The following is a 14,979-nucleotide window of genomic DNA, read 5'->3' as shown; positions in this document are numbered from 1 at the left end:
CCATCGATCGGAGAATCACTTGATGGCACGGTACGGGGGTATATTTAGTGGTGCGGGAAAATTTTAAAGACAACAAGGCGCTTTTGTGTGCAGTGTTCCTTTTACCCTTTATAATGGGGGCAATATCTTTTTATATGAAGTTCGCATCCGGCCTGAATGAAGACCTCCAGAGTATGGTCGTCCTCGGCCTCACTATAATTCTTCTCGTAGCAGCGCTTCAATCACTCAATTCTGATGCGCATATCAATGGCTACGCATTCCCCTCACGCGGATTGTTATTCGTCGGTGTCTTGCTACTACCGCTCGCACAGCTACTTTATCTGCTTCGTACACGCAAACCTGTCCGCGCAATCGTACTGCTCATCCTGTTTTGGATAACAATACTCTTGTCAACTCTGATAGGCGCCGTGGCTTGTTTGCTTATTATTATGACTCTCAGTCAACTCTAGCGCCTCAACTGCAAGGCAGTTGAATTATCGACCGCTGAGAACTTTCTCCACAGCAGGCATCAGATCGTTCTTCACTGACTCCGGCGTAAACGGCCCGACATGCTTGTAGACGATCTTACCATCCGGACCGACGAGGAAGGTTTCCGGCACGCCGTAGACGCCCCATTCGATGGCTGAACGCCCGGCGCGGTCGGCACCGACTGCGGCAAAGGGATTACCGAGATCGCCGAGAAAACGGCGCGCATTTTCCGGCTGGTCCTTGTAATTGAGGCCAACCACGCGGACGCGCTCGTCCTTGGCGATTTCCATCAAGAGCGGATGCTCCTGACGGCAGGGAACGCACCATGATCCCCAGACATTCACCAGTGTCAGCTTGCCCTTAAACTCTTCGCTGTTGAGGCCGGGCACAGGCACGCCATCACGCACCAGCCCCTCGACGGGCGGCAGGTTCGTCTGCGGTGCCTGCTTGCCGATCAAAGCGGAAGGGATCGTCGTATTGTCCTTGCCCGACAGAAGCTGGACCGCAAACACCGCCGCCAGTCCGACGAAAATCGCCAGCGGCAGCAGGGCAACCCATGTGGAGCGCTTTTTCGGCGCGGCTGGCTTCTCGGTCGTTTCGGTCATTGTGCTTTACCGGGGGCTTTTGCAGAACGGCGGCGCACACCCTGCGCCTCAAGCCGCTTCAATTCGTTTTTCTGGATACGCTGATCGATCAATATCCAGCCAATGGTGACGGCGAGTGCCGCGACCGTGATGCCATAGGATGCGAGAACATAGCCAAGATGGTTCATACTGCACCCTCCTGTGCTTTGCGATTACGGTCGGCATTCCGTGCGGCAAGCTTCTTCATCGACGCCACGCGGCGGCGCCAGATTTCATTGCGCATGGCCATCATATGCAGGGTGAAAAACAGAAGCGAGAAGCCGATAGCCATCACGAAAAGCGGGCGCAACATGGAGCCGTCGATGGTCGGGCCATCCATGCGGAACACCGAGGCTGGCTGGTGCAGCGTGTTCCACCAGTCGACCGAGAATTTGATGATCGGAATATTGATGAAGCCGACCAGCGTGAGCACGGCCACAGGTTTGGCGCTTTTCGCCGGATCGTCCATGGCGCGCGACAGCGCGATAATGCCGAGATACATCAGAAACAGCACGAAAACCGAAGTCAGTCGCGCATCCCACACCCACCACGTGCCCCACATCGGCTTGCCCCAGAGCGAACCAGTGGCAAGCGCAAGCGCGGTGAAGACGGCACCGAGCGGAGCGGCGGCGCGGATCGACACATCGGCCAGCGGATGCCGCCAGACCAGCGTGCCCAGCGCCGAAACAGCCATGATCGAATAGCACATCATGGAAAGCCATGCGAAAGGCACATGGATATACATGATGCGAACCGTCATGCCCTGCTGGTAGTCTTCCGGCGACAGGAAAAAGACCATATAGAGACCAGCCGCCAGAAACAGCACCGAAAGCACGGCCAGCCATGGCAACACCTTGCCTGCAAAGGCAAGGAAGCGCGTGGGATTGGCCAGATCGAGCCAGCTCGTGGTTTTAACGGCGTCTTTGGTCATGTCTTTTTCCATGGCCTATACTTACCTTCCACCCCCGTGCCGTTCAATTGACCGTAATCAACTGCGTCAATCCGCCGAACTTGATCGTTTCTGATCGTAGCGGGATCAGAAAACAGTCCAGTGGACTGTTTTCCCCGCGAAGGCGGTTCCCACTTTTCGGGATCATGTTCAATCCGCCGAACTTTTCAGTGCCGCGCTCGCGGCCAGAGGCCCGAGGACGGCAAAGAACAGGGTGAGTGCTGCAAGAATAAGGAATGGCGCCAGAAAGGGCGCATTGTCTACTGTCGCTCCATGCGAAGCTGATACACCGAAAATGAGCACCGGAATGGTGAGCGGCAGAACGATCACCGACACCAGCAACCCGCCACGCGGCAGCGCCACGGCAAGGGCTGCACCCACAGCGCCAATGAAGGCGATGGCGGGCGTTCCCACCAGAAGCGTCAGCGATGTTGCGCCGATTGCCGATGCATCCATGTTCATGAACAGGCCGAGCATTGGCGATGCGACTACCAGCGGCAGCACACTTGCCACCCAATGGGCCACGCATTTCACAAAAACCGTGAAGGCCAGCATGTGACTGTCCGCGCCGATCAGCAGCAGGTCGAGCGAACCATCCTCCCGGTCAGCCTGAAACAGCCGGTCGAGCCCCAGTAGCGTTGCCAGCAACGCGCCGATCCACAGCATGGCAGGACCGATGCGTGCGAGAAGGTTGAGATCAGGCCCGACGCCGAAGGGCATCACCGAAATCACGGCCAGAAAGAATAGGATTCCGATCAGCGCGCCACCACCGGCGCGGAAACTGAGGCGCAAATCTCTCAGAAAAAGCGCCAGCATCAGGCAGCCTCGACTGAACAGGCGGCCATGTCGAGCGCGCTGACACCTTCAAGGCCAAGAGGAATATGCGTTGCAGCGACGATCATGCCGCCGTCGCGCATATGTCCGCGCATCAGCTCGGCGAAGCGGGCTTCGGACGCCTTGTCGAGACCGGCGGTCGGTTCATCGACGATCCAGAGCGGACGATGGCTGACCAGAAGCTTGGCAATGGAAACACGGCGCTTCTGCCCCGTCGACAGATAACCGAACGGCAGATGCTCCACGCCGGGCAGATCGACGGCTTCCAGCGCCTCATCGATCTCCGTTTGCGCAGCACCATTGAACTTCTGCCAGAAGGACAGGTTTTCACGCACGCTGAGCGCCGGTTTCATCGCGTTCTGATGGCCGAGATAATGGCAGGCGGCGCGCACCGGAAGAACTGTGCCATCCTCGCGAAGTTCCACCTTTCCTGCTTCTGGCAGAAGCAGGCCGCAGATGATTCGCAGCAGCGTGGACTTGCCCGAGCCATTCGGGCCGGTCACCACCAGCGCCTCGCCTTCACTGAGAGCAAAAGACAGGCCAGCGAAAATCGTTTCCCCGCCTCTCTCGCCCGCCAGATTTTCGGCTTCAAGCCGCATTTTATACCCTCTAAGCCCCGATGGATAATTGCCAGACCAATAGAACCGGCCCCTCGGAAAATCTATGGAAAGGCATCGCAACATTTCGCCGCAAGGGGCCGAATTCACGATATTCTGTCTGGAATCGTTTTAGAAAACTCTCTATATGAGGGCTACCACGCCAGCGGTCGGCGTGGAAACCATTTTTGGCCGATCTCAACCTGTTGCCCTCAAGGACACAGGCATCGGGACGGACAGCGGAAATGACTGCACCCGCACCTTGGCGCGTCCTTGAAACGCAGCAGAGGCGTTCGTCCTGGTTTTCCGGCCAGTAGCATGAAGGACGAACGCAGTGTCGCACATCGACAGCTTTAAATGCCGCAAAACCCTTACCGTAGGTGGTAAGGATTATGTTTATTACAGCCTGACCGAAGCCGAAAAGAACGGTCTCGAAGGCGTTTCCAAGCTTCCATTCTCCATGAAGGTTCTGCTCGAGAACCTGCTCCGCTTCGAGGACGACCGCTCCGTCAAGAAGTCGGACATCGAAGCTGTTGCCAAGTGGCTGAACGACCGCGGTTCCGCAGGCGCAGAAATCGCCTACCGCCCGGCCCGCGTGCTGATGCAGGACTTCACCGGCGTTCCTGCCGTCGTTGACCTTGCAGCCATGCGCGACGGCCTCAAGGCTCTTGGCGGCGATCCGGAAAAGATCAACCCGCTCGTTCCCGTCGATCTCGTCATCGACCACTCGGTCATCGTCGACGAATTCGGCAATCCAAGCGCATTCAAGGCCAATGTGGACCTCGAATATCAGCGCAACGGCGAACGCTACCGCTTCCTGAAGTGGGGCCAGCAGGCATTCAAGAACTTCCGCGTCGTTCCTCCGGGCACCGGCATCTGCCATCAGGTGAACCTCGAATATCTGGCCCAGGCTGTCTGGACCAAGGAAGAAGACGGCGAAACCGTTGCCTATCCCGACACCTGCGTCGGCACCGACAGCCACACCACCATGGTCAACGGCCTTGGCGTTCTGGGCTGGGGTGTTGGCGGCATCGAAGCTGAAGCGGCCATGCTCGGCCAGCCGGTTTCCATGCTTCTGCCGGAAGTCGTCGGCTTCCGCCTGACCGGCAAGATCAAGGAAGGCGTGACCGCGACCGACCTCGTTCTCACCGTCACGCAGATGCTGCGCAAGAAGGGCGTTGTCGGCAAGTTCGTCGAGTTCTTCGGCGAAGGCCTCGAAAACATGACGCTGGCCGACCGCGCAACCATCGCCAACATGGGTCCGGAATATGGCGCGACCTGTGGTTTCTTCCCGGTTGACCGCGAAACGCTCAACTACATGAACACGACCGGCCGCGACGAGCATCGCATCGAACTCGTCGAAGCTTATTGCCGTGCACAGGGCATGTGGCGCGACAAGGGTGCAGCCGATCCGGTCTTCACCGACATTCTCGAACTCGACATGAGCGACGTCGTTCCGTCGATGGCCGGTCCGAAGCGTCCGGAAGGCCGCATCGCACTGGAAAACATCGCTTCCGGTTTCGCCACCTCGCTCGAAAACGAGTACAAGAAGACCACCGGCCAGACCGCGCGTTATGCCGTTGAAGGCGAAGACTATGATCTCGGCCATGGCGATGTGGCGATTGCCGCCATCACGTCGTGCACCAACACCTCGAACCCGAGCGTGCTGATTGCGGCCGGCCTTCTGGCCCGCAATGCAGTTGCCAAGGGCCTCAAGACCAAGCCTTGGGTCAAGACGTCGCTGGCTCCCGGTTCTCAGGTCGTTGCCGCCTATCTCGAATCCGCTGGCCTCCAGAAGGATCTCGATGCGCTCGGCTTCAACCTCGTCGGCTTCGGCTGCACGACCTGCATCGGCAATTCCGGTCCGCTGCCTGCTCCGATCTCCAAGACGATCAACGAAAAGGGCCTGATCGCGGCTGCCGTTCTTTCCGGCAACCGTAACTTCGAAGGCCGTGTTTCGCCGGACGTTCAGGCCAACTACCTGGCTTCGCCGCCGCTCGTCGTCGCCCACGCTCTTGCCGGTACGGTCACCAAGGACCTGACCAAGGAGCCGCTCGGCGAAGATCAGAACGGAAACCCGGTATTCCTGCGCGACATCTGGCCTTCCTCTCAGGAAATCCAGGAATTCATCGCCAAGAACGTCACCCGCAAGATCTTCTCGGAGAAGTATGCGGACGTGTTCAAGGGCGACGAAAACTGGCAGGCCGTTCAGGTTCCTGCGGGCCAGACCTATGCGTGGGACGACAACTCGACCTATGTGCAGAATCCGCCTTACTTCGTCGGCATGGGCAAGTCGGCCGGCACGATCGGCGACGTCAAGGGTGCCCGCATTCTGGGTCTCTTCGGCGACAAGATCACGACCGACCACATTTCGCCTGCCGGTTCCATCAAGGCACAGTCGCCAGCTGGCAAATACCTCATCGACCATGGTGTCGGTGTTGCCGACTTCAACCAGTACGGCACGCGTCGCGGCAACCATGAAGTGATGATGCGCGGCACCTTCGCAAACATCCGTATCCGCAACCACATGCTGGGCGAAAACGGACGTGAAGGTGGCTACACCATCCACTATCCGTCGAAGGAAGAAACCTCGATCTATGATGCTGCCATGCAGTACAAGGCCGAGGGCGTTCCGCTCGTCGTCTTCGCAGGCGTCGAATACGGCAACGGTTCTTCGCGTGACTGGGCTGCCAAGGGCACCAACCTGCTCGGCGTCAAGGCCGTGATCGCGCAGTCGTTCGAGCGTATCCACCGCTCCAACCTCGTCGGCATGGGCATTGTGCCTTTCGTCTTCGAGGAAGGCACCAGCTGGCAGACGCTCGGCCTCAAGGGCGACGAAATGGTCACCATCGAAGGTCTCGCCGATGTGCGTCCGCGCCAGAAAGTCGAAGCTTCGATCACTTTTGCTGATGGCACAGTGAAGAAGGTTCCGCTCATCTGCCGCATCGATACGCTGGACGAGCTCGACTACATGAAGAACGGCGGCATTTTGCAGACCGTTCTGCGCGATCTCGCTGCTTAATCAGCACGCGCTTTAAATTCAGAAGCCGCCGGAGAAATCCGGCGGCTTTTTTATTTTAGATTAGACACGGAAACTATCGGCCTGAACGGATCATTTCTCTGATTTTTACTGCTTTTTCAAAGTGATCAAGGGTATGGGTCTTGATCCACCACTCGGCAGCTTCCATGAGCAATTCAGGCTCCGTGTTCTTGTTGGCAAAGAAAGCATAGAACGAAATACCGACCAGCTCGCCCTTTTTCGCTATCTTCTCATCGCAAATGGCGATGGCTTTTTCTCTCAAGCTCGATCTCATGTTCAGCCAGTCTCGTTCTCGCACAATCTGTTGTGGGCTAATTTGGTGATATTCGCCCTTAAGGGTGAGATATGGGAATCGTAACGCCTGCGAATCTCACCGCAACGTGAATTCCTATTGATTGCAGGACTTCTTACATAATAGATGTCAGCGACAATTATTGCAGGATGAAACGAAGTGATACTCCACGCCCCCTTCTATGGGACAGGTTCATGGCTTACCGGCGAGCATTTGCCCGGCTGGCGTAGCATCTGTGCCGTTCTGGGGCTGGCATTCACCGGCTGCATCTCCATGCAGGGGCCGGCCAAGGCACAAGACAGCGGCAAGAAGACCGCCGTTCTGGAGCTCTACACCAGCCAGGGCTGCAAGTCCTGCCCCAAGGCTGACCAGAATTTCGCGAAATATGCCGACGATCCCAATGTTCTGGCGCTGTCGTTCCATGTCAATTACTGGGATTATATGGGATGGCGCGACACGCTTGCCACCCAGGAAAACACCGACCGGCAGAACGCCTATCGCAACTCCTTCAATGCGCGCATGATCTATACGCCGCAAGCCATCATCAATGGTACGACGGAAGTGAACGGTCGCGACAGCGAAGCCGTTCAGGCGCAGATTGCGGCCAACAAGCTGGATGTGCCGGTTTCGATCACACAGCTTGATGATGGACGCCTGTCCATCGATATCGGTGCAGGCAAGAAGCCGGAAGCGCCGGTGCATGTCGTGCTGTTCTATTTCCGCGATTCCGTGACCATTCCGATCACCGAAGGTGAAAATGCCGGTGAGGCTGTCACCTATCGCAACACTGTCCGCGATACCAATACGATCGGCATGTGGGACGGCAAGCCACTGAAGATCGAAATCCCGGCGTCGGAACTGAAACGCAAGGATGTTTCAGGCTGTGCGGTGGTGCTGCAGGAAACGCGCGATGACAATTCGCTCGGCCCCATCCATGGCGCGGCCATGTTCAAGCAGAAGAAGCCGATCGGCCTTTGAGTTTTCTGCGATCCTCATCGCTCTTGCGCGATTTACAGCAAGAAATGCGTTTCGATCAGATCGAACAGATTCTCATTTTGGGCTGATGTAGCGTCGGGCATCTGGGTGCGTGTTGCAACTTGGTTCAGCGGGGGCTGGAAAAGGTTGGTTCGGCTCGGGCAGTCCTTTGGGCGGGGGGCTTGGGGTCGGACATACCCGAACCGAACCGTCTCAGGCAACGTGTAGATGCTGAAGCCATAATCAGGCTGGAATGCGAAGCTGACAAGGCGAAAATGTGGCCGACAATCACCATTCCAAACAGGCATTCTCTTTTCGTGAATAACTAATATAGAGCCCATAATCCCTATTTATTGGGGCTTTCCCCGCCAGATAATTGGCGATGAAAACCGGCCTGCGAAAGCCTCCCCTTGAAATTGCTTCACAAAAGCATCACCCTGTTGTCATGCGCCGGTTCGGTTCGCTTCGTCGCCATTGCCGAATATCCAAACCGGTTGCGCGCAGTTTGTTCTTGATCCCGCCCGGTCTTCGGTCCGGCTCTGCAAAAGGCTGAAAGGAACGACATGAATACGTCAAGCGTGGCGAATGAGGATTTGTCATCCCCTTCTCCCTCGTCTGCTTCGCCAAAGGTCGTTCCTATCGACCGTGTGCGACCGGCTCCCATCAGTTTCAACCGGCATGAACTTGCCAAAATCCTGAACATTTATGGCCGCATGGTTGCCTCCGGCACGTGGCGTGATTACGCCATTGATCATCTGGCTGACCGTGCGGTATTTTCCATCTTTCGCCGCGCAAGCGAAGTACCGCTCTTCCGCATCGAGAAGAATCCGAAGCTGGCGCAGAAACAGGGCGCTTATTCGGTCATCGCTGCAAGCGGGCTTATCATGAAGCGCGGCCATGAGCTGGAACGCGTGCTGCGCGTGTTCGACAAGAGCCTCAAGCTCGTCGAAAGCTGATTTCGGCAGCGACTACAGGATCATGAAAGCGGCGGCGTCCCCGGCTCGATTGAACGCCCGCCGTTGAGCGGTAGCTGCATCAACACCGTGTCCAGCCAGCGTCCATGCTTGAACCCGGAGCCCTCGATACGTCCGCAATGGGTGAAGCCAAGGCTCTCATGCAGCTTGACCGAACCGATATTGTGTTCGCCATCGCCGATGACCGCCAGCAATTGCCGGAACCCCAATGCAGCAATACGGTCGATGAGTTCCCTCAGCAAAAGCTTGCCGATACCCTTTCCCTTCGCATCCGGGGCGATATAGATCGAATCCTCCGCAAGCCAGCGGTAGGCAGGCCTGACGCGGAAATAACTCGCATAGGCATAGCCCAGAATCCGACCATCCTCCTCCGCGACGAGGATCGGAAAGCCCTGCTCCACGAATGCCTCAAAACGCTTCACCATTTCGTCCATTGTCGGCGGCTCGATCTCATAGGAGCCCGCGCCGGTCAGAACGGCTTCCGTATAGATGGTGGTGATTGTTTCGATATCGGCAGGCTGGAAATCGCGGATGACGGGCATGGGAGGAACCGGAGGATAATTGTTTGACGGTTGCCAGAATGGTTCCAAATGAACCACTCTGTCTATCTCTTTCTAAGCCCATCTTATTTGATCGAGGCAGAGCCAGAAATCAGTAGGGGGAACTAAGCGTCGGCCAACTGTGGTGCTTCGATAATAGCGGCGTCGGAGTAGTCAACGCACGCCGCAAAGGCTGGTTCGATAGCTTTTGCCCAGTAAGCGAATCCTTCATTCGATTTGATCGCCAGCACAATCGACAGACCGGTTTACCGCTTTGGCTTTTGGCCATGGCATGAATGGAAAGAGAATTATCACTTCAAAATAGATGTTGGATTTTCTTCCTGACGGAAAAAGCCCGCCCGATCAGCAGTCGGGCGGGTTTTTATTTGAAAGAGATACCAAAGAGGGAACAATCAACGGCCCCACTCCGGTTTCACTGTCCCATAGACCTCCACCAATGGGTGGAAATCTATGGTTGGCCTCCCGGTCGCGAACTGTGTGCCCGGGAACTGGCAGCTTATCGATCACCAGGTAATCTTGAGACCGCCAGAGACCTTGCCTGCAACATTGGTGGAGCCGCCGAATTCGACAGAGCCACGCCCAAACAGGCTGACATTTTCCGACACACGGGCAACCACGCCAACGCCGACGTCATACCGCGTGCCACCCATGTCATTGCCAATGCCGGTGTTGGAAGCAACAAGACCGTTCTTCCCCTTGAACTCATGCTTCACATTGGCGTCCGCATAAGTTGTAACCGACTTGACAAACTTCTTCTTCTTCGGCGCGTCCGGCAGAACAGCAGGAACAGCCTTGGCGGCTTTGCCCTTCTTGCCCTTCACCTGCTTCTGCGCCTTTGGTGCAGGAACAGGGGCTGCTTCAACCGTCTCTTCTTCATCACCGAAGTAGAAGGTCTTTTCCAGACGCACGCCGACGCGACCAATCAGCGATTCAGCTTCCTGACCGTGCACGGCAATGCCGTAACTGTCGGTGAAGCTATCGGCCTTCACCTTCGACCAGGTCAGCTGAGCCTGAGGCTGCAGCACGACATTGTTGCCAAGATCGAAGCCGTATCCCGTTTCAATCGACGCGGTGGTAGCCTTGCCCTTATAACCGTTCTGCAGGTCAAATCCGGAGACAGACTTGGCGTTGACACCAAATTCGAGCCAGTCCTGCTTCACCACGGCATCGACATCAGCGCCGGTACCAGGCTTGCGATCGGTTGGAGCCTTATGCTGCCAGGTCACATAGCCACCCAGACCTTTCGATGAGATCGAACCGTCAGCGGTACGGCCACGCACATTGAAGCTCGAATTGGCATATTCGCCGAACATGCCAATGGTGAGCTTGTCGCCAGCAACAAACACATCGCTCTTCGAATAGTCAGCGCCGATCTGAACGCCAGCAGTCGTCATGTCAAAGCCATGGCCGTTATAACCGGTGATGCTCTTTGGCGAATAGGAACCCGTCTTGCCAATGCCGCGCATCCAGGCATGGTAGCCATCCTGCAGCTCTTCGGCGCGCAATTCACCCAGACGCTCATGGAACGTGTCGAGCGAGGTCAGGACATGGTTCTGGGCTGCCGAAAGGGCGATGTTGTAACCCGGTACGATATCGACAACATGGCCTGTGCCCGGACCAGGATTACCGGCACCATCGCCATCGTCTCCACCGTCACCTGGGCAATCGACACCAGGCGTGCAGGCAGGCGGATCAACGACATCGCTGCCTTCGGTCTGCAGATACCAGTTCTGGCCATCGGCCTTCTTCAGCTGGTAATCATAGATACCGACGACGGCTGCCGAACCGAGCTTGAACTCGGCGTCGCTTGCGCCACCGACCTCAACAACCTGAATGCCATCGGTTGCACCAGTTCCGGTGAACGCACCCGTGCCGCCATTGTTACGGATATTGATGAGGCCATTGCCGGTCGCATCACCCGTCACAACGATCTTGTCGGTTTCGCTTGCCGCACCGCCCTCATTGAGCTTGGTGTTGAGAATGAACGAACCGCCATTCATCGCAAGGCTGCCAGCCGTCAGTGTCTTGTACGGATTAGCCGCATCGAAGTCGACAACGCCGTCATTGCTCAACGCACCGACATCCGACGACCCCGTCATTGCCCAGTATGACGAACCATCAACAGACGCGCTCGTCACGCCCTTGGCTGCGCCATACCACTGACTTTTGTTCGACAGGGTTGCATCGATGACTGCATCGTCTGCTTCTGCAACCATGTCACCTGACAACTGAACATTGCCGTCAGCCGTCAAGGTCGTCGAAGAACCAGACGCAGCAGAGAGAACCGTACCGTAAGTACCGACCACCTGTGTTCCATTACGCAGATCGTAAACGACATTGCCGCTTTCCGTCTTCAGGGCCGGAGCATAAGAGCCGATAAAGGACCGTTCCGCGATGACGATACTGTCATTAGCCAGAGAAACGCCATGGCTATCTGCACCAAACACCTGGAAGATCGAGCTGTTCATGGTGACAGTGCTGCCACCGGACGCCACCACACCATGAGCACCGGTTCCGTTCGGATTGAACCCGCCACCGGTCAGGTTGACGGTGCTGCCGCCTGCGGCAACCACAGCGTGCGAACCGTTACCCAGCGTTCTCACATCTGCACCCGATGCGTTGATCGTGCTGCCGTCAAAGGCGCGAAGAGCTGCCGCCTGCGCACCAGTTGTGGTGATCCGCGTGTTGAGCGCACCATCTTCGTGAGCGATATTGATAACCGCTCCCGTTGATACATTTATGCCGTCGGCGCCTGTGCCGCCTGTTCTGTAGCTGCCACTTGATACATCAACCTGTGTATCAGCGTCCAGGACACGAATGCCAAAAGAGCCTTCACCGGTTGTGGTCGCGAGAATATTCGTTGCTTCGAGCTTACTGCCAGTTTGTGCTGTCAAGCCATAAGCCGTCTGCCCACCAGTGACGATTTTTGTGTTTGCAACGTCGAGTTCGGAATTGCGCTGAATAGCGACCCCATAGGCTTTGAGACCTGAGGTCGTAATATCCAGATTAGACACCGAGCCGGTTGAGTTGCTGGAAAGAACCACACCATGGCTATCTTGAGCTGACGTCGAGACAACGACATTCGATGCGTCGAGATGGCTACCGCGTTCTATATTGAATGCTCGGGTCACACCTGAAGTGGTCACCGATCCACCATTATATGTTACCGAGGAACCTGCATCACCTGCCCAGACGGCAGCTCCGTTCCCGCCGAGCATGATGATATTCACATCGTTCGCAACCACCTGCCCACCGGCCCTTGCTATTATGCCCGCGCTGTTCACACCCGACGCAGTAAGGTTGCCACCGTTGATAACAGCTTCCGATCCCACATTGGATACACGAACTGCGTAAGCACCACCGCCAGCCGTCGTGATATCGACGTTGTTGACTTCTGCCTTGGCGCCAGCAGCTACATCGACACCGTAGGCATTGGCACCCAACGTGTTGATCGTGCCACCATTTGCGACAAGCGAGGTCCCGGCATAATTGAGCCGCAGGCCGGCGCTGTTGCTGCCTCCCGTCTTGATATTGACGTTATCGACGCTCACCTGAGCGCCGCTCCACGCATCGATGCCGTGTGCGGTGCCGCCAGTCGTTGAAATATTGCCGCCCTTGTAAACGAGCGTTGAGCCATCACCGCTCACGCGGGCGCCCGACGACGTAGTGCCACTCGTGGTGATGTTCACATTGGTCGCATTCGCCGATGCGCCCGCAGCAAGTTCAATACCCGGAGCCGTATTGGACCGCGTGATAATATCCGTGTCGGTAATCTCGGCATGGGTGCCAATGCCATTCGCGAACACGCCACGGGCATTGGCTCCAGTCGTTTCGATCTTGGACCCGCTGATAACGGCGCGTGAGCCATCGCGCAGGTTAACGCCATGGCCAACGGAGGTGATGCTGCCATTGCGCAGTTCCACGTTCGATCCGACAGCACCTGCACTGCTACCCGCATAGGCAAATATTCCGACACCACCGGAAGTGATCGTCGTTCCGTCGATGATGACATCGGCACCATTGATCAGTTCAAAGCCGTGCGTGCCGCCTTTGACGGTACCGCCGGTCATGTTCAGCGTGCTGCCATGCTGGACAAGCACGGCCTGCGAAACACCCTGAATGTCGCTGTTGGTCACGACAGCCGAGCCAACTGTGTCGATGAAACCGGAAATTCCGAGGCCGCCTTGCCCCGAAAGGGAGGAACCCGTGATGTTGGCGTTGCCGCCAAAGACGGTAACAACATAGCCACTCGGCGCGCCGCTCGGTGATGCCGTGGCGCCATTCATGTTCAACGTGCCGAACACGGTGGTTTCATTTACCTTACCGCCAGCCATCACATCGAGCGTTGCGTCGTTCTGAACGTTCCATGTTTCGGCAGGATCACCGGCACCAACAACTGCGGAACCGCCAGGCGCGACAGTGCCTGCATAAGCCACACCTGAAAGGACAGTCGAGGCTGCAAACAAAGCTATGCTCGCGGAAAGAAGCTTCCCGAGCGTATTGGTATTCTCTTTGGCGCGGACGTTGCTCCGCTTCTTGATGCCGTTGGGGGCTGGCATGGGTCTAGTCCTTTCGAAGCGCCGTTCTCGACGGCGAAATTTGGCGCGCAGCTGTTTTCCCCGAGCCGTCGGGTCGATGCGCTAACGTTGGTTTTGTGAATGTCTGCAGACTGGAAGGGCAGACGACCTGGCGGGATGTCCGTCCTTCCAGTCGCTATCCGTCTCTCGGCAGAGGGACGGAAGCTGAATGGTTGATTATTTCATCAGTTCGCTGACACGATTGACCGCATTCTGGAAACCATTGAGCGAGATCGTGAAGTCGGCATCCTTGCCTTCATCCGTGATCGTCTTGACGGCAATGGTCTTACCCTTGCCAAGAGCTGCCGCCATCTTGGCGTCAGCCCTGATATCGACGACGCAACCGGCAAAGATGCAGGTGCGGAACCGGTTGGCATCCGAAGGCTGACCGTCGTCAATCTTCAGCGTCGCCCCCTTGTCGAGCGTGAGACCGAGCGGCAGTACCAGCACACCTTCAAGGCCCTTATCCTTTGGCTGCAATTCAACCGCCAGCACACGCTGGCTTGGGCCGTTCTTGACCTGACGCACCTGTTCCTGCTGCAAAGAGCAGACCTTGGTCTTCTTGTCGCCGTCAGCTGCAATACCGCACAGAACAGTCCAGTCGGCATATTGCTCGCGCAGTGAGGTTGCACCATTAGGAAGCGTCGGATCGGCAGCATAGGCCGTTGCAGCGGCAAACGCCGCCATACCAATCCCAGAGAGAATTATGGACTTCTTCAGCATATCCGGGGCCGTCCTTTAAAGGCTGAGTGCCATAAAGTGGATTGCGCCTGCGCTAAGAAGGAAGGAAAAAAAGTAGATCATGATCCATCCAAGCCGTTGCGTAAAACGCAGATGGGCTCGGATTTCGGCCTCCAGCAGGTCATCGTTCAGCTTCGAAGTTTCGCAGACCTCGGACCGGGGCAAGGTATTTTCCATGATCGACATAACCGTCATTCCTCATCAGGCGTAAACCTGGCCGGCAATAGAGTGTACAAATTGGGGGGTAGTTTTCGTGCCGGTTCGGAGCTTAGATGGCTTTGATCCGCACAGAATTCACTCGAAGATGCTTTCAGATTGAAAGCGATGCAGCCCCATCGCCAAGGCAATCA

13 protein-coding genes are annotated in these 14,979 nt (G+C 56.8%); 3 read left to right on the top strand and 10 right to left on the bottom strand.

Annotated elements, in window-relative coordinates; genetic code table 11:
* Nucleotides 1-473: 473 nt before the first annotated feature.
* The 5 genes from ABDF71_RS02100 to ccmA all read right to left on the bottom strand — a co-directional run bounded on the left by ABDF71_RS02100 (nucleotide 474) and on the right by ccmA (nucleotide 3,473).
* Nucleotides 474-1,073, bottom strand: coding sequence for a DsbE family thiol:disulfide interchange protein (locus ABDF71_RS02100; RefSeq protein ID WP_258123422.1), 600 nt, complete (start codon nucleotides 1,071-1,073; stop codon nucleotides 474-476).
* Nucleotides 1,070-1,240 carry a heme exporter protein CcmD gene (ccmD, locus tag ABDF71_RS02095; RefSeq protein WP_010657945.1) on the bottom strand — a complete coding sequence of 57 codons (171 nt, stop codon included), beginning with the start codon at nucleotides 1,238-1,240 and terminating at the stop codon, nucleotides 1,070-1,072. Before ccmD ends, ABDF71_RS02100 begins: the two co-directional genes overlap by 4 nt.
* Complete coding sequence (locus tag ABDF71_RS02090; protein ID WP_029375847.1) at nucleotides 1,237-2,022, bottom strand: heme ABC transporter permease; 786 nt, start codon at nucleotides 2,020-2,022, stop codon at nucleotides 1,237-1,239. The genes ccmD and ABDF71_RS02090 overlap by 4 nt, the downstream gene beginning before the upstream one ends.
* Before the next feature lie 168 nt (nucleotides 2,023-2,190).
* Nucleotides 2,191-2,856 carry a heme exporter protein CcmB gene (gene ccmB, locus ABDF71_RS02085; RefSeq protein WP_029925999.1) on the bottom strand — a complete coding sequence of 222 codons (666 nt, stop codon included), beginning with the start codon at nucleotides 2,854-2,856 and terminating at the stop codon, nucleotides 2,191-2,193.
* Nucleotides 2,856-3,473 (bottom strand): heme ABC exporter ATP-binding protein CcmA, encoded by a 618-nt coding sequence (gene ccmA / locus ABDF71_RS02080; RefSeq protein ID WP_010657942.1) that lies wholly within the window; start codon nucleotides 3,471-3,473, stop codon nucleotides 2,856-2,858. Before ccmA ends, ccmB begins: the two co-directional genes overlap by 1 nt.
* 331 nt (nucleotides 3,474-3,804) lie before the next feature.
* On the opposite strand from ccmA, the gene acnA reads away from it, so the two are divergent.
* On the top strand, nucleotides 3,805-6,492 hold the full coding sequence (gene acnA, locus ABDF71_RS02075) for an aconitate hydratase AcnA (RefSeq protein WP_258123426.1): 2,688 nt from the start codon (nucleotides 3,805-3,807) through the stop codon (nucleotides 6,490-6,492).
* 73 nt (nucleotides 6,493-6,565) lie between these two features.
* Here the strand turns inward: acnA and ABDF71_RS02070 are convergent, their stop codons facing one another.
* On the bottom strand, nucleotides 6,566-6,784 hold the full coding sequence (locus ABDF71_RS02070; RefSeq protein ID WP_010657940.1) for a DUF6500 family protein: 219 nt from the start codon (nucleotides 6,782-6,784) through the stop codon (nucleotides 6,566-6,568).
* A 261-nt stretch (nucleotides 6,785-7,045) separates the two neighbouring features.
* Here ABDF71_RS02070 and ABDF71_RS02065 point away from each other — a divergent pair, with 261 nt between their 5' ends.
* Nucleotides 7,046-7,780: a DUF1223 domain-containing protein gene (locus ABDF71_RS02065; protein WP_029375846.1), complete on the top strand. Its 735-nt coding sequence runs from the start codon at nucleotides 7,046-7,048 to the stop codon at nucleotides 7,778-7,780.
* 560 nt (nucleotides 7,781-8,340) lie between these two features.
* Complete coding sequence (locus ABDF71_RS02060; RefSeq protein WP_010657937.1) at nucleotides 8,341-8,733, top strand: DUF2794 domain-containing protein; 393 nt, start codon at nucleotides 8,341-8,343, stop codon at nucleotides 8,731-8,733.
* 20 nt (nucleotides 8,734-8,753) lie between these two features.
* Here ABDF71_RS02060 and ABDF71_RS02055 read toward each other — a convergent pair whose 3' ends face one another.
* From ABDF71_RS02055 to ABDF71_RS02040, 4 genes are all read right to left on the bottom strand, one after another.
* Nucleotides 8,754-9,293: a GNAT family N-acetyltransferase gene (locus tag ABDF71_RS02055; protein WP_010657936.1), complete on the bottom strand. Its 540-nt coding sequence runs from the start codon at nucleotides 9,291-9,293 to the stop codon at nucleotides 8,754-8,756.
* A gap of 521 nt (nucleotides 9,294-9,814) precedes the next feature.
* On the bottom strand, nucleotides 9,815-13,870 hold the full coding sequence (locus ABDF71_RS02050) for an autotransporter outer membrane beta-barrel domain-containing protein (RefSeq protein ID WP_500060914.1): 4,056 nt from the start codon (nucleotides 13,868-13,870) through the stop codon (nucleotides 9,815-9,817).
* Between the two features lie 195 nt (nucleotides 13,871-14,065).
* Complete coding sequence (locus ABDF71_RS02045; protein ID WP_259030239.1) at nucleotides 14,066-14,611, bottom strand: invasion associated locus B family protein; 546 nt, start codon at nucleotides 14,609-14,611, stop codon at nucleotides 14,066-14,068.
* A 15-nt stretch (nucleotides 14,612-14,626) separates the two neighbouring features.
* Nucleotides 14,627-14,815, bottom strand: a complete 189-nt coding sequence (locus tag ABDF71_RS02040; protein WP_029926012.1) for a hypothetical protein — start codon at nucleotides 14,813-14,815, stop codon at nucleotides 14,627-14,629.
* Nucleotides 14,816-14,979: the final 164 nt, after the last annotated feature.

Source organism: Ochrobactrum sp. WV_118_8 (assembly GCF_039631535.1).
GTDB classification, from domain to species: domain Bacteria; phylum Pseudomonadota; class Alphaproteobacteria; order Rhizobiales; family Rhizobiaceae; genus Brucella; species Brucella anthropi.
The sequence above is the reverse complement of the archived record's forward strand: the minus strand, read 5'-3'. Positions and strand labels throughout refer to the sequence as shown.

Excerpts from the sequence above, each read along its gene's own strand:
- ABDF71_RS02100 (WP_258123422.1), bottom strand. The coding sequence starts at position 1,073 with ATGACCGAAACGACCGAGAAGCCAGCCGCGCCGAAAAAGCGCTCCACA.
- ccmD (WP_010657945.1), bottom strand. The coding sequence starts at position 1,240 with ATGAACCATCTTGGCTATGTTCTCGCATCCTATGGCATCACGGTCGCG.
- ABDF71_RS02090 (WP_029375847.1), bottom strand. The coding sequence starts at position 2,022 with ATGACCAAAGACGCCGTTAAAACCACGAGCTGGCTCGATCTGGCCAAT.
- ccmB (WP_029925999.1), bottom strand. The coding sequence starts at position 2,856 with ATGCTGGCGCTTTTTCTGAGAGATTTGCGCCTCAGTTTCCGCGCCGGT.
- ccmA (WP_010657942.1), bottom strand. The coding sequence starts at position 3,473 with ATGCGGCTTGAAGCCGAAAATCTGGCGGGCGAGAGAGGCGGGGAAACG.
- ABDF71_RS02070 (WP_010657940.1), bottom strand. The coding sequence starts at position 6,784 with ATGAGATCGAGCTTGAGAGAAAAAGCCATCGCCATTTGCGATGAGAAG.
- ABDF71_RS02060 (WP_010657937.1), top strand. The coding sequence starts at position 8,341 with ATGAATACGTCAAGCGTGGCGAATGAGGATTTGTCATCCCCTTCTCCC.
- ABDF71_RS02055 (WP_010657936.1), bottom strand. The coding sequence starts at position 9,293 with ATGCCCGTCATCCGCGATTTCCAGCCTGCCGATATCGAAACAATCACC.
- ABDF71_RS02050 (WP_500060914.1), bottom strand. The coding sequence starts at position 13,870 with ATGCCAGCCCCCAACGGCATCAAGAAGCGGAGCAACGTCCGCGCCAAA.
- ABDF71_RS02045 (WP_259030239.1), bottom strand. The coding sequence starts at position 14,611 with ATGCTGAAGAAGTCCATAATTCTCTCTGGGATTGGTATGGCGGCGTTT.
- ABDF71_RS02040 (WP_029926012.1), bottom strand. The coding sequence starts at position 14,815 with ATGTCGATCATGGAAAATACCTTGCCCCGGTCCGAGGTCTGCGAAACT.